Here is a 14289-nt window from a genome sequence, read left to right on the forward strand (position 1 = left end):
CTTGTTGACCAGCAGAAGTTCTTCCCGATTGGTTGCTTCGTTCTTGGCAGGATCGAGATCGGTCAGCACGTACACTTCACAGCCATCGCCATTCTCGGCAGTGAAATCAGCTTTCAATCGCACGTGGTATTTCACAGGACCGAACAACGTATCGCGCTGCATGCTGTGTGCTAGCAGTTTCTTCTGAAAGAACGCGACGTAACTTGGCCCATGCATGTAAGCCAACGCGCCGAAAAGAAATAGCCCGGGAATCACCAACTGGGTAATGCTCTTCCAGGTCGATTCCTTCATCATCATGCCTCTTGTCACTCTATCCGTCTCTGTTCTGATGGAAGGCGGCCAAGGTGGGTCGTGTGTGCCGCCATGTAAGAATAAACCGCGCAGAACTGCGCAGGTGTCGCCTCTCTGCGAACGATTCTCACCGAATCTGCAAAGTGGTCAAGCGATTCGTAGACTAAGGACCGCAGATCGAACTAGAAATCAACGCCCAAATCGCCTGCGCGTTTTCGCATGGCGGCTTCGAAGTAGTAGTAACGACGACCCTTGTCGTACTGTCTGGCCCATTTAAAGGTGGAGTAAACCAACTTCAGAGAAAGCTCGTCTTGCTCGACTTTAAAAACCACCCGCGCAATGAACTCATATTGTTCCGGCAAACGAGCGTACAGACCGCGCTCCAACGTGTCTTTCAAGTCGGCCGAATCCGCGGCGTGAAGCGATGTCGGTGCGAAGCATTTTCCTCCTAGGACGTAAGCCGTCCCCAGAGCAAAACTGCCGGCAATCCATTTCAGCATTCGACGTCGCATCGTTGGCACTCCTTAGACCCAAAGAAATTTCGGTCGCAGTACGTACCAAATCGAAAGCTCCCGACGCAAGTCCAACATAGCCGATTCTTCCGCTAGCAATTGCATGGCTGCACGCAGTAAAGAAAACAGCCCCCGTAAAATGCATGGAGGATGCGTAGCTTGACATTACCCCCGGAAAGCGTCATACTCCCTCGAAAGGCATGTTATTGAGGGGTTTTTCCTAACACGCCCTTTGGACCGAGGACCGCGTTATCCCCACAAACGCCGGATGTCCGTAGAGAGAACCACTTCTCTCGCGTCATTGCCCACTTGATGACGTACGGCCAAACGCCAGTTCATCCTACCTCCGCTCGTTTGCCGTTGCTTGGTTTCATGCGACGACATTCGTCCTATTTGACCCATGGAGCATTTGTCATGCTGGTCATTCCTGGAAGCAAAGCGAAGGACGTTTGCGATCCTCACTTGGCGCCAACTCGACGCGACCTATTGCGCGTCGGTGGTTCGGCCATGTTGGGTTTGTCGCTTGGTCAATTGTTGAATCTCCAATCAGGACAAGCGCTCGGAGCGGAAGCCACTTCGCACGGGCCGAACTTCGGCAAAGCGAAAAGCATTATCCTGGTCTACCTGCAAGGTGGCCCCAGCCATCTCGACTTGTGGGACCCCAAAGACAACGTGCCCGATAACGTTCGTAGCGCGTTCAAACGAATCGGCAGTAAAGTTCCCGGCATGGACCTCACCGAGAACATGCCGAAGCTGGCCCAGGAAACCGACAAGCTGACGCTGATTCGCTCGATGAGCTATACGCCGGTCGGTCTGTTTAATCACACCGCGGCCATCTATCAGATGCACACCGGCTACACTGCCGACAAAGTCAGTCCCAGTGGACAGTTAGAACCGCCCACGCCCAAAGACTTCCCCAACTTCGGCTGCAACATCATCAAGTTCAAGCCGCCGGAAGTCCCTATGCTTCCGTTCGTGATGATGCCGCGACCGCTGCAGGAAAGCAACGTCGTCAACAAGTCTGGCACCGCGGGCTTCCTGGGTCGCGCTTACGATCCGTATTATCTCTTCCCCAGCGGAGATGATATGGACATGAACAAGATGGATCGCATCAATGTCGACGACTTGAAACTGCGTCCCGAGATCAGCAGCACGCGCTTAAACCGACGAGCCCGCCTGCGAGACATGATCAACGCGGGGATGCCGACGCTCGACAAAGCAGTCGAATCGTACGACTTAGACAAATACTACGAAACCGCTTTGAACCTGATTTCCAGTGGCCGCGCACGCGACGCGTTCGACCTCTCTAAAGAATCGGACAAAACGCGTGATCGTTACGGCAGAAATACATTCGGCCAAAGCTTACTGCTCGCGCGGCGTTTAGTCGAAGCAGGTACCCGGGTCGTTGAAGTGATCTGGCCCAAAGTCGCCAACAGCAATAACCACAGCTGGGATCATCACGTCGATTTGACCAAACGCATGAAAGACCAATCAGCCCCAATGCTGGACTCTGGTCTTTCTTCGCTGATCGCCGACATGGACGACCGCGGCTTGCTCGAAGAAACATTAGTCGTCGCCGTTGGCGAGTTCGGCCGAAGCCCTCAGCGAGGCGTCAGCACTTCCGGCAACAACAACAGCGCTGATGGCCGCGACCATTGGCCGTATTGTTACACCGCTTGCCTCGCAGGCGCCGGGATCGGCCGCGGTCAGGTCTATGGCGAATCAGACGAAACCGCTTCCGCTCCGAAGAACGACCCCGTACATCCGACGGAACTGTTAGCGACGATGTACCACGCCATCGGTATCGATCCTCAGACCATCGTTTACAACCATTTGAATCAACCCCGCGAGCTAGTGAAAGCTGAAGCCGTTACCGGACTATTCAGCTAACGCGAACTCCACCCCATCTTTTCTGCAATCCTCCTAATCCTTTTCACGAAATGGCCTCGGTGACCACCCATCCCACCGAGGCCATTTTTTTGTGGTTGCCCGCAGCCTGAGGCGTTCGACAAGCGCTCTCGGGCTAATTCTGCGGAAAGTCTTTGGCAAAGGTAGCCAATCGGGTAGAACTAGACAGTACGGGTTGCTGGGGCATCTTCTTCCCGGGTAATTATCCGCTCTAACTATCTTTACTTCGGATGGCGGCCAAGGCCTTCTGTTGCTTTCAGGCCGCATTACAGGTTTATCCTAGGGGCAGTACTATCTCCATGACTTGCGATCCATCATCCCCCGAGGGCGATTGGAATATCGATGAAGTCCTGACTACGGAAACACTCGCCCAACGTCCGGAAAGACCGCCGAATCACGCCGCAGAGAACCAGGCATTAATTGAACTTGCCCAAGTTCTCGCAGAATCTCCTGCTGCTGTGCTGCAAAAGCTTGTCGATACAGCTCTCGAACTTTGCGACGCCGGCTCTGCAGGAATCAGTATTGCTGAAACCGAAGATGATAAGCCGATTTTTCGTTGGCGAGCCACGGCCGGGGAATACAAAAAATATCACCTCGGGACCATGCCACGAGACTTTAGCCCGTGCGGCATTGTCGTGAAGCGAGATGCATTTCAGTTGATGAATGATCCCGTGCGTGCATTTCCGTACATAGACTCTATCTCACCTGCTCCTGTTGAAATCCTGCTGGTTCCTTTTTATCGAGACAATCAAGCCATTGGGACCGTCTGGATCGTATCTCACTCGGCAGACAAGAAATTCGATACCGAAGACGCGCGAATTGTCACCAATCTCGCCACGTTCGCTTCCACGGTGATACAAAACCTGGAAGCGGTTGAAGCAGCGCAATCGGCGACGGACGCCATGGCTTCGCAGCAACTGACCCTTGAACAAGTCGAACGCGATTTGCGCGATACGCAGCAGCGGCTGCAGTCAACACTAGAAGCGGCGGAAGTTGCCACGTGGACCTGGGAAATCGCTTCCAATCGTGTCGTTGGCGATAGAAACCTGATTCAGCTTTTCGACGTTTCACCAGAGGTCGCCGCAGGAGGACCTATCGAAGCTTTCTTCTCGGCAATTCACCCCGACGATCAAGCCGAAGTGGAACGCAAAGTCCTACGAGCAATCGAGACTTGCACCGACTACGAAGCGATCTATCGGGTACGAAATCGCGAAGGACGCTATCGATGGGTCATTGCCCGAGGTTCAGTTGAATGTGAAGAGTCGGGAATTGCCGTACGGCTACCCGGCATTATCGTTGACGTGACACGCCAGAAAGAAGCGGAAGAGTTGGCCAACCGCCTGGCGAGCGAATCGGATCAGCTTCGTCGAACCTATGAAAATGCCCTATCGAATACGGCCGACTTAAACTTTGTTTGCGATCACGATGGCAAATTTTTGTATGTAAACCGAGCGTTTCTCAATCTTTGGAAAAAAGAGATGGGGGACGTCGTCGGTCAATCAGCGATCCCTTCGCAAACCTCTTCGGACATCGCCCAACGATTTCAGGCTCAAGTTCAAAAGGTCATCAAAACCAAGCAAAGTCTTCGTGATGAGGCGACCTACCAGACCCCGGAAGGAACGCGGCAATACGAATCAATTCTACAGCCGGTTCTGGGAACCAATGGCGAGATCGAAGCGGTCGTGGGCTCTTCGCGAGACATTACCGATCGGAAAGAGTTTGAACGGCATCTGCTCGAAACCCATCGTCAGAAAGATGAGTTTCTCGCCACACTCGCCCACGAACTGAGAAATCCACTTGCTCCTATTCGGACGGGGCTTCAGCTTCTTAAGTTTGCCCATGGCTCTGCGGAAGATGTCGCCGAATCGGTGGAAATCATGGAGCAGCAAGTCGCTCACTTGGTTCGACTTGTCGACGATCTTCTTGACGTGTCGCGTGTCACCAGCGGCAAGATCAACTTGCGGAACGATTCCATTGACCTGCGTGCCACGTTAAAGTCGGCCTTGGAGATGTGCCTGAGCAACTTGCGCGAGCAAGAACATCAATGGTCGATCGATGTTCCTGAAACTCCCGTAGCAATCGAAGGCGATAGCGTTCGGCTCACCCAGATTTTTTCCAACGTCATCAATAATGCCTGCAAGTACACTCCTCGCGAGGGAACGATCGCTATCTCGCTGACCCACGACGAAGAACAAGCGACCGTTACCGTCAAAGATAATGGCATTGGAATTCCTGAAGACATGCTTCCCAAGATCTTCGATATCTTCAAGCAGGTCGAACCATCGCTGGATCGGGCTCAGGGTGGTCTCGGATTAGGACTGACGCTCTCTCAGCGTCTCGTTGAGATGCACGGCGGGACCATCTCGGCGGCAAGTCCAGGCGTCGGCCAAGGGACCACCATCACGGTTACATTGCCGGTTCCCGCCAACGCCAGTTCGTTACTTCCGGCATCCCTCACACCGAAAGAAGCATCCAGCACGCGTTCGCTTAAAATCCTTGCCGTCGATGACAATGTTGGAGCAGCAGTTCTGTTGAGCAAACTGCTACGCAAGCTTGGCGATCACTCGGTCGAAGTGGCTCACTCTGGCTCGACCGTACTTGAAAAGGCTCCCATGTTTCGTCCCGATTTAATCCTGATGGACATCGGCATGCCGGGGATGAGTGGTTACGAAGTCGCCAAGAAGCTGCGGCAAATGCAGGAAACACAAGATGTATTTCTCGTCGCCTTGACAGGCTACGGACAAGATGCCGATCGTGCCGAAGCCCGCCAAGCGGGATTTGACGAGCATATGACCAAGCCGCCATCGTTAGACGTGTTACGCGACATGCTGGAACATCCCAAGCTGACCTCTGGCTCTGATAAGAGCAAATAAAAAAACGCGTCCTACCGCAATCGAGCTGTAGGACGCGTTTTTGTTTTTGGCATGACCGTTTGTCGTTTACAACTCAGGGTCGGCGCGATCGACTTCAAAACGATCGAGGTTCATCACTTTGTCCCAGGCTTTGACAAAGTCGTTAACGAAACGAGCTTCCCCTTCGTCGCTGGCATACACTTCGGCGATCGCTCGCAGCTGCGAGTTGGAACCGAAGATCAAGTCGACACGAGTTGCCGTCCATTTCGGCTGATTCGTTTCGTAGTCGCGACCTTCGTAGGTGTTCTCGCCGGTCTTATGCCACGTCGTGTCGAGGTCCAGCAAGTTGACGAAGTAATCGTTCGTCAACGCGCCTGGCTTGTTGGTGAAGACACCATCCTTCGATTCGCCCGTGTTGGCATCCAACGCACGCAGCCCACCGACAAGGACCGTCATTTCCGGAGCAGTCAACGTGAGCAAGTTCGCTCGGTCGATCAGCTTCTCTTCCGGCTTGCGGCGGTCGTAGTCGTTCTTACCGACATAGTTGCGGAAGCCATCCGACATCGGTTCGAGGTAAGCCACCGACTCGACGTCGGTCATTTCCTGAGTCGCATCGGTACGACCAGGCGTGAAGGGCACTTCGACGTTGTGGCCTGCTTCTTTGGCAGCAACTTCCACCGCGGCACAACCGCCAAGCACGATCAAGTCGGCCAGCGAAACCTGCTTGTCGCCTGACTGCGAATCGTTGAAGTCCTTTTGGATCTTCTCGAGTGCGGCAATCACCTTCGCGGTCTGCTCAGGATTGTTGACCGCCCAATCCTTTTGCGGAGCCAGGCGAATTCGAGCACCGTTGGCACCTCCCCGCATGTCGGAACCACGGAACGTGCTGGCCGAAGCCCACGCCGTTTCGACCAATTCAGGAATGGTCAAGTTCGTGTCGAGGATCTTGCCCTTGAGCGTATCGATGTCCGCGTCGTCGATCACTTCGTAATCGGCGGCGGGGACAGGATCTTGCCACAACTGCGGCTCAGGAACATTCGCTCCCAACAATCGGGCATGCGGCCCCATGTCGCGGTGAGTCAGCTTGTACCAGGCCTTCGCGAACGCCTTCTCGAACTCTTCTGGATTCTCGTGGAATCGCTTCGAGATCTTCGCGTATTCCGGATCCATCTTCAAAGCCAAGTCGGTCGTGAACATCATGGGAGCATGTGTCTTGCCTTCGATGTGGGCATCCGGCACCATGTCGGCTGCTTCACCATTCTTAGGCTTCCACTGATGCGCCCCGGCGGGACTCTTCGTCAGTTCCCATTCAAAACCAAACAAGTTGTTGAAGTAGTCGTGCGACCACTGAGCCGGCGTCGAAGTCCAAGCCCCTTCCAAACCGCTGGTGATGGTATCTTCCGCTTTTCCTTTGCCGAACTTATTCTTCCAGCCAAGGCCTTGCTCTTCGATGCTCGCGGCTTCCGGTTCCGGGCCGACATATTCGGCCGGCGAAGCAGCACCGTGGGCTTTACCGAATGTATGACCACCGGCAATCAGCGCGACCGTTTCTTCGTCGTTCATCGCCATACGACCGAACGCGGTGCGAATTGCTTTCGCTGCGGCAAGCGGATCTGGCTTTCCCTTGGGGCCTTCAGGATTGACGTAGATCAAACCCATTTGCGTGGCACCCAGCGGCTTTTCGAGTTCGCCGTCGCCATGGTAACGTTCACCACCGAGCCATTCGTTTTCAGGCCCCCAATAGACGTCCATCTGGGGTTCCCAGACATCTTCGCGACCGCCAGCAAAACCAAACGTTTCGAAGCCCATCGATTCCAAGGCGCAGTTGCCTGACAAGACCATCAAGTCGGCCCACGAAATCTTGTTGCCATACTTCTGCTTGATCGGCCACAGCAAACGACGTGCTTTGTCGAGGCTGGCATTGTCTGGCCAACTGTTCAGCGGAGCGAATCGCTGCGTGCCATCAGAAGCGCCGCCGCGACCGTCAGTCACCCGATACGTTCCCGCACTGTGCCAGGCCATTCGAATGAACAGCGGTCCATAATGTCCATAGTCAGCTGGCCACCAATCCTGGGAAGTGGTCATCAACTCTTTGATGTCTTTCTTCACCGCTTCGAGATCGAGCTTCTCGAACTCTTCGGCGTAATTGAATTCCGGCCCCAGAGGATTGCTCTTGGCCGAGTTCTGGTGCAACACCTGAAGATCGATCTGGTTAGGCCACCAGTCTTTGACCGACATGACGGGGCCTGAATTCATTTCCGCTTCAGGGCTCGTTTCCGAGGCGTCCACTTTCGCTTCGGCAGCGGTGAACAGCGCCTGCATAGCCCCAGTGATCGGGCACTTGCTTGCCCCGGCCTCGGCCCCAGTCGGATGACCAGAAGGAAGCGCTGGATGCTGGGCATAAGCGGTTGTCGCGGCACCCAGCACCGCACAACTCGCGAAGAATGCTGCGATGGGATTGGTACGTTTCATGATCTCTCCGGTTCGTTGGGGTTATATAAGATGGCCCGCGGTGGGGCACCGGCCTGTTAACTTCCTTAGATTGTGACGCATGTCGATCAATTCATCCAATGAATTCTGCCTATGGCTACTATGCACAGAACGCATAGCTCGAATCCGAGACCCTACCCGGAAATCTAGGGCGACGACCACTGTGGCTCAACATTTTTCCCGATCGAAGCGACGAGAATACGCCAAATTCCTGTGAAAACTGAATGGAATGAGATTTGCCCGTAACAGCCGTTAGCGTGCACATATCCCTTAAACCCGGAAAACTTCCCCCTAGCGCTCGACTCTCGCGCCTTCACGCCCGATAGATGACTGTGGCATGAAACGCGCCAATTGTTATCCTGATCGCTGGACGGCATTGGCGGAATTCGTGCACGCGACGACAGGCGCGTCGCTTGAAATCACCCACTACCTCTACGCTCACCAAGCGAAAGTCGTATGCTCCAAAACACATCCGGAAAGCCACTCGATACGCACCAAAAAGCGCTCAGCGTTAACTTGGACAACCGACGATACGGAACCTTCGCGGAAATCGGCGCCGGACAGGAAGTCGTTCGGTGGTTCTTTCGTGTCGGTGGCGCCGCCGGCACGATCGCCAAGAGTATGTCCGCTTACGATATGCAGGTGAGCGACGCGATCTACGGCCGCGCGAAGCGTTACGTCTGTCGCGAACGGCTGCAAGCGATGCTCGATCAAGAGCACGCGTTGAACCTGGAACGCTTGACCGACATCCGCGGCGAAACAAGCACGTTCTTCGCGTTCGCCGACACGGTCAAAGCACGCGGCTACAAAGGTGGCTCGGAATGTCACGGCTGGATGGGCATTAAATTCCAGGCTCACCCCCGCGACGAAGACAGCCAGGTGATCATCCATGTCCGCATGCTGGACAACGAGATGGCATTGCAGCAGGAAGCCCTCGGCATTGTCGGCGTGAACCTGGTGTACGGGGCGTTCAACTACCATCACGAGCCAGAGCTACTCGTCGATTCGTTGCTGGACGGACTATCGACGTCGCGTATCGAAATCGACATGATCGAGTTCTCCGGCATCGCCTTCCGCCGTGTCGACAATCGCCTGATGAGCTTGAAGCTGGTCGAACTGGGCCTGAGCGGTGCCGCCATGTTCGCGGCCAACGGCGAAGTGCTTCAGCCGTCGGAATTCCTCTACAAGAAACCAATCCTGGTCGAACGCGGCAGCTTCCGTCCTGTTTGCAACGTGAACTTGGACATGCTCCGGTGTGCCCACGAGAAGTTCTCGGAGCTTCCCGATGTGAAAGGGAAAGAAGTGGCCCAGATCATGGAAATCACCATGAGAAATCTGAAGGCCGAAGGCGAGATCGATCGCCGCGACTTCTTAGCGCGTGCCGACGTGATGGCGGCCTGCGGCATGAACGTGCTGATCTCCGATTACTTCGAGTACTACCGCTTGGGCGCCTACCTCGCTCGATGCACCAACGAGCACATCGGCGTGGTGATGGGTGCTGCCAGCTTGCGGGAACTGTTCGACGAAAAGTATTACCTCAAACTCGACGGCGGTATCTTGGAATCGTTTGGTCGTCTGTTCAAGAACGACTTGAAGATCTACTGCTATCCGCTGAAGGATCGTCAATCGGACGAGTTGCTGACCAGCGAGACCCTCGACATCAAACCAGAACTTCAAAAGCTGTTCCGCTATCTGATAGAACGAGACGGGATCAGCGACTTGGACAACTACAACCCGGAATGCCTCGGCATCTTCTCGCGGGACGTTCTCAAGAAGATCAGCGAGTGCGATCCAACCTGGGAAACGATGGTTCCAAGTCCCGTGGCGAAAGTGATCAAAGAACGCAAGTTCTTCGACTACCAATGCCCCGACGACGACTCGTGTGCGGTCTCGTAGCAGACGCGACCGTTGGCCTAATTGCCCCAAAGAAAAACGGGGCATGCCCGAAAACAATGCCGCCTGTGACACCCTTATTCCTCGGGCGGAGCGGCCGGCAAAGCGAACAGGCGCATTCTAACCAAGTATGCGCCTAATCTACAACAACTTTGCGCATTATTCTAACGAAGTCTTGCGTTTTCCGAGCGTAGATTGCGTAAAAACAGGTGGTCTAAGCCCCGAAATTAAGGGCAACCATTTTCACATGGCCGCTTCGTGAACCGCAGGCATATGCCGCTTTCCTACGAGCGAGTGTCTTAAGATATTCGTAGACAACTGTTCGCAATTTATGCGACAATGCCAACATAACCAAGGCTCTCTGCGACGGCTATTTGGCAATTGAATGACGTATCTCAAACGCTTGCAACCACAAGCGTTACTCTTCTTCCGCAGGCGTTTCGTCCGCTTCGCGATCGTTTGATTCTTCGTCTGCTTTCGGCTCTGGGTTTTCCTCTGCCTCCGCAGCAGCTTCTGGTGCTGAGGCCGCTTCGACTTTCAAGTCCGCGGCAAAACGGTAGAGGGCCGGCAGGAACTTGTCCTTCTCTTCGGTATACGTCAAGAGTTCGATCGAGTAGCGTTTGTCGCCACGGACCGTTTCTAGAAAAACGCCACGGGCCGATTGGCTGCGAAACGACATGACTTTTTCGTAACGCACGAACCAATTGTCACCCACATTGACGACCGTCAGCGCGGCATCTTTATCGCTGCCCACTTCTTCGGTGATCTTGGCGGCGAGCGCCTTGGCCTCTTCGGCAGAAGTCGTCTGCGGCAGATCTCCTGAATCTGCTTGTCGCAACACCAAGCGAGGCACGCCTGCTTTCTCTTCGTAATAAGCGGCGAAGAGATAGTCGTTGGCACGGGGCAGGAACTTCCACCCTTCCGGCATGTTCGACTGCACGCGACCACCATCGAGCGGAGGTGTTGGATCTCCGGTCGGTGCGAGAGAGATTTTAGGCGACTTGGCCGCCGGGGCAGTTGGCTTCGGCGTTTCCCCTTCGCCTGGCTGAGGTGCCGGCGCCGGCGGTTCGCTTGTGCATCCGAGCACCGCGACAGAAAGCACGGCGCATATCCAAAGACTCGTTCGCAGCATCATCGTGGGGGCTCCCGCACTCAAACAGGTGAGATGTTGGTACTAGGACGAGGCAACTACGAAAACGGCACGGTCGAACATGGGGCTGGCGACCGGCAAAGTCGATTGCTTACTCGATCGTTTCTTCGATCGTCTCTTTGACTTTTTGCACGAAGTGAGGCGGCTTGCCCGACTTGCTGAGGTCGGCAGCTTTCGCTTCGGCTTCTTCTTTTTGGTCGAAGTCGTAAAGGGCGACCCGCTTCATCGACTGGTTGAAAACCCCCCAGAACATTTTCATGCGGACTTCGGTGGTTTTCTTACTGCGGGACTTGCGCTTCGCCTTTTTCTTTTTGGGTGCTCCTTCGTCCTGAGCTTCGGCGGCTTCCGCAGCCTCCACCTGGGCGCGCAACTCTTTACGATTAGCGACTTTTCGAGCCATAGTGCAATCTTGCCGTTGTGGGAAGTTGACCAAGTAGTTGCGAAGAGGAGAATCTACTAAAGAGGAGTTCGCTTAGTAGACCTACCCTCGCAATGGGTTGAATTTAGCTAATATAACGGATTCTGTATCCATTCACCATGGGCAGCCCGTTTTCCCGAATTTTGCCGCCCCCCTCTGATTGCGGCCCAAACGCATGATTGATCTCGTAGAACAAATCGTCCGCCAGCAGTTGCCGGACACCATTAAAGAACTGGGACAGCCCAAGTTCCGTGCGAAACAGCTGCGCGAGTGGATTGTGCAAAATCGGGTCGATTCGTTCGACGCGATGACCAACCTCCCCAAGGCTTTCCGGGAAAAGTTGGCCGAGGCGTGTCAGATCTGGACGACTACGGTGGCCAAGCATACAACGGCCGACGACGGCACCGAAAAGCTGCTTGTCCAACTGCACGACGGCGGACGGATCGAATGCGTCCTGTTACGCGACGGCGATCGACGCACCATCTGCATCAGTTCCCAAGTCGGCTGCGCCATGGGGTGTGTTTTCTGCGCGTCAGGCCTCGACGGCGTCGAGCGCAATTTGACGGCCGGAGAGATCGTCGAACAGATGCTGCGGCTGCAGATGCTGCTGCCCGAAGGGGAACGCCTCAGCCACATTGTGGTGATGGGAATGGGCGAACCGCTGGCCAACGTCGACCGGCTGATCCCAGCCCTCGACTTCGCTTCGGCAGAAGACGGCCTTGGCATCAGCGCCCGACGAATCACCATCAGTACCGTTGGGCTTCCGCCGGCGATCGACAAGCTCTCGAAACTCGATACGCGTTATCACCTGGCCGTTTCGCTGCATGCCCCCAACGACGAATTGCGAACGAAGATTGTGCCTGTCAATAAAAGCATCGGCATCCAGAAGATCCTCGACGCGGCGGATCATTACTTCGACGTGAGTGGTCGCCGGCTGACGTTCGAGTACGTGCTTCTCTCCGAACTGAACGATCGCCCCGAGCATGCCCTGCAGTTGGCCAAACTCCTGAAAGGCCGCCCTGCTCTGCTGAACGTAATTCCTTATAACCCCGTCCCTGGCTTGCCGTACGAAACACCCACCGTCCAAGCCCAACAGCGATTCCGCGACATCCTGGAAAGCCAAGGCATCACCGTTAAGTTCCGCCACCGCAAAGGGGACAAAATCAACGCCGCATGCGGCCAATTGCGGCGTTTATCGAAAGAGAACCTGGTACCACTGGAAGGTATGAACTCTTAGCCCAAAAGCTTTCTAGGCTGGATCACAAGAAACAAAAAACGCCCCGCTTAGTCAGCGAGGCGTTTTCTGTAAGTAAACCTTCGGCCAGATGCGACGAGTGGAGTCGCTGCGAGAATTGCGCGTTTCTTAGCGTGCACTTGCACTAGCCGTTGGTGAAACGGGCAATCGCAAAAAATTGGTCCCTCAGCCGATGTGGGCCGAAGGTTTATATCCATTGTTTTGGTTGCTCCCTATTTTACCTCACTTGGTCGTCGAGGGTAGGTCGGAAGCACGAAGAATATGTTCGGCCATTGCCGCCGCGAAGGATCAGTAAATCCAACGCTCATTTCATTTTGTGACCGATCTTGGCCGGTGGTAACCATTTAGCAAAATTTGCTAGCGAGTGGCTTTCTCGACACGCTTGCGAAATTCGCCTCTCCAAGATTCTGCTAAAACCTGGCAATTGGCCATTGCCTGGGCATCTTCGACGTTGCTTCGGTCGTGGTAAAAGAGCTCGTTCAGCCGCGCGATCGACCACTGCTCCATGGGCCGCTCGATGAGCCGCATCGCTTCCCCCGCCGAGACATCTCCCTCTTGAAGCACACGCACATACCAGCCCATGCGGCCGGTGGAGACCGCCAATGCTGTCAGCTGCTTCATACGCCAGCGTCTGCCGAGTTTCCAGCAGGGCTGCCGTGGCTGCGACACCTCAATTTTTGCTGTTCCCAGCTCGTACACGTCTCCGAGGCAAACATTCCCTTCGCTGAGACCTTCCACGGTAAGATTCTCGCCAAACGCCCCAGGTCCGAACTCGTTGAGGGGAATTCGCGACGCAATGGCATCGATTTGCTGAAATTCGTTCCGCCAAACTCGGTAATGTTCGGCCGCATAGCAAAGGACGGCCTTATCAACGCCACCATGATTGACGGTATCGGCCACACCATCCCCCTCAAATCCGAGCCGTTTGAGCGGAACTGGCCCCTTCGCAGGAAGCTTGAAGAAGCCGGTTTCCCAGGCTTTGTCCATTGGATCGGTGGCCTCCGAGGAGCCGTACTGCTGGGGCATCCCTATGGCCAACTGGGCGATAACTCCTGAAACAGACACAAGTTACCTTTCTCTATCGTTCTCGTTATCTCTCAATTCCACGCACGGTCGCTACGACTTGGATGTATGCTTTCACTTCAAGATTCGACAATTTAACGAGACGTTTTCCCCACGGCGATTGCTCGCCCAGAAAGTTTTCCGAATATTTCTGAACCAGCTCGAACCATTGGTATGAAGAGATCGTAACAAGATCATCGAGACATTTCCCTCCAAGAATGTTACGAAGTAAGTGTGAGTTCCAGGAAAAGGCCATCCAAGAGCGTTCGTTTAACGACGGGCGATGTTGGGTGGCCTTTCTCCTTTCTTGACCCGCTCGACTAATTCGCACGATCGCCTCAACAGCGAAATAGCTACCGCGAGGCTGGCATCTGTAAACTTTCGCGCCAAATCGATCTTCTTTCTGCGCTTCTTCGAACAGTTGGAACATGCTCGAGCTTCTCTTCAAGCGAAGCCAA

10 protein-coding genes are annotated in these 14289 nt (G+C 54.7%); 4 read left to right on the top strand and 6 right to left on the bottom strand.

What is annotated here, in order from left to right:
- Positions 1–473 precede the first annotated feature (473 nt).
- Positions 474–803 carry a hypothetical protein gene (locus LA756_RS15760; protein WP_224435679.1) on the bottom strand — a complete coding sequence of 110 codons (330 nt, stop codon included), beginning with the start codon at positions 801–803 and terminating at the stop codon, positions 474–476.
- A gap of 414 nt (positions 804–1217) precedes the next feature.
- Between LA756_RS15760 and LA756_RS15765 the strand changes: the two genes are divergently transcribed.
- Together LA756_RS15765 and LA756_RS15770 are read left to right on the top strand one after the other, a co-directional pair.
- A complete protein-coding gene (locus tag LA756_RS15765; RefSeq protein ID WP_224435680.1) occupies positions 1218–2693 on the top strand; it encodes a DUF1501 domain-containing protein in 1476 nt (491 codons plus the stop codon).
- A 317-nt stretch (positions 2694–3010) separates the two neighbouring features.
- Positions 3011–5584, top strand: a complete 2574-nt coding sequence (locus LA756_RS15770; protein WP_224435681.1) for an ATP-binding protein — start codon at positions 3011–3013, stop codon at positions 5582–5584.
- 66 nt (positions 5585–5650) lie between these two features.
- Here the strand turns inward: LA756_RS15770 and katG are convergent, their stop codons facing one another.
- On the bottom strand, positions 5651–7819 hold the full coding sequence (gene katG / locus LA756_RS15775; RefSeq protein WP_224440393.1) for a catalase/peroxidase HPI: 2169 nt from the start codon (positions 7817–7819) through the stop codon (positions 5651–5653).
- A gap of 690 nt (positions 7820–8509) precedes the next feature.
- Here katG and LA756_RS15780 point away from each other — a divergent pair.
- Positions 8510–9949: a TonB-dependent receptor gene (locus LA756_RS15780; protein ID WP_224435682.1), complete on the top strand. Its 1440-nt coding sequence runs from the start codon at positions 8510–8512 to the stop codon at positions 9947–9949.
- A 415-nt stretch (positions 9950–10364) separates the two neighbouring features.
- On the opposite strand, the gene LA756_RS15785 is transcribed toward LA756_RS15780, so the two are convergent.
- Both LA756_RS15785 and LA756_RS15790 read right to left on the bottom strand, forming a co-directional pair.
- A complete protein-coding gene (locus tag LA756_RS15785) occupies positions 10365–11081 on the bottom strand; it encodes a hypothetical protein (protein WP_224435683.1) in 717 nt (238 codons plus the stop codon).
- 106 nt (positions 11082–11187) lie between these two features.
- Positions 11188–11496: a hypothetical protein gene (locus LA756_RS15790; protein ID WP_224435684.1), complete on the bottom strand. Its 309-nt coding sequence runs from the start codon at positions 11494–11496 to the stop codon at positions 11188–11190.
- Between the two features lie 193 nt (positions 11497–11689).
- Between LA756_RS15790 and rlmN the strand changes: the two genes are divergently transcribed.
- Entirely contained in the window at positions 11690–12751 is a 1062-nt protein-coding gene (gene rlmN, locus LA756_RS15795) for a 23S rRNA (adenine(2503)-C(2))-methyltransferase RlmN (RefSeq protein WP_224435685.1), read from the top strand.
- A 375-nt stretch (positions 12752–13126) separates the two neighbouring features.
- Here the strand turns inward: rlmN and LA756_RS15800 are convergent, their stop codons facing one another.
- Together LA756_RS15800 and LA756_RS15805 are read right to left on the bottom strand one after the other, a co-directional pair.
- Positions 13127–13834 carry an MOSC domain-containing protein gene (locus LA756_RS15800; protein ID WP_224435686.1) on the bottom strand — a complete coding sequence of 236 codons (708 nt, stop codon included), beginning with the start codon at positions 13832–13834 and terminating at the stop codon, positions 13127–13129.
- A 25-nt stretch (positions 13835–13859) separates the two neighbouring features.
- Positions 13860–14261 carry a hypothetical protein gene (locus tag LA756_RS15805; RefSeq protein ID WP_224435687.1) on the bottom strand — a complete coding sequence of 134 codons (402 nt, stop codon included), beginning with the start codon at positions 14259–14261 and terminating at the stop codon, positions 13860–13862.
- Between the last annotated feature and the right edge of the window lie 28 nt (positions 14262–14289).

This window comes from Bremerella sp. TYQ1 (assembly GCF_020150455.1).
Lineage (GTDB): Bacteria > Planctomycetota > Planctomycetia > Pirellulales > Pirellulaceae > Bremerella > Bremerella volcania_A.

Bases quoted from the DNA above. Each gene is read 5' to 3' on its own strand.
- LA756_RS15760 (WP_224435679.1), bottom strand. From the start codon at position 803: ATGCGACGTCGAATGCTGAAATGGATTGCCGGCAGTTTTGCTCTGGGG.
- LA756_RS15765 (WP_224435680.1), top strand. From the start codon at position 1,218: ATGCTGGTCATTCCTGGAAGCAAAGCGAAGGACGTTTGCGATCCTCAC.
- LA756_RS15770 (WP_224435681.1), top strand. From the start codon at position 3,011: ATGACTTGCGATCCATCATCCCCCGAGGGCGATTGGAATATCGATGAA.
- katG (WP_224440393.1), bottom strand. From the start codon at position 7,819: ATGAATTCAGGCCCCGTCATGTCGGTCAAAGACTGGTGGCCTAACCAG.
- LA756_RS15780 (WP_224435682.1), top strand. From the start codon at position 8,510: ATGCTCCAAAACACATCCGGAAAGCCACTCGATACGCACCAAAAAGCG.
- LA756_RS15785 (WP_224435683.1), bottom strand. From the start codon at position 11,081: ATGATGCTGCGAACGAGTCTTTGGATATGCGCCGTGCTTTCTGTCGCG.
- LA756_RS15790 (WP_224435684.1), bottom strand. From the start codon at position 11,496: ATGGCTCGAAAAGTCGCTAATCGTAAAGAGTTGCGCGCCCAGGTGGAG.
- rlmN (WP_224435685.1), top strand. From the start codon at position 11,690: ATGATTGATCTCGTAGAACAAATCGTCCGCCAGCAGTTGCCGGACACC.
- LA756_RS15805 (WP_224435687.1), bottom strand. From the start codon at position 14,261: ATGTTCCAACTGTTCGAAGAAGCGCAGAAAGAAGATCGATTTGGCGCG.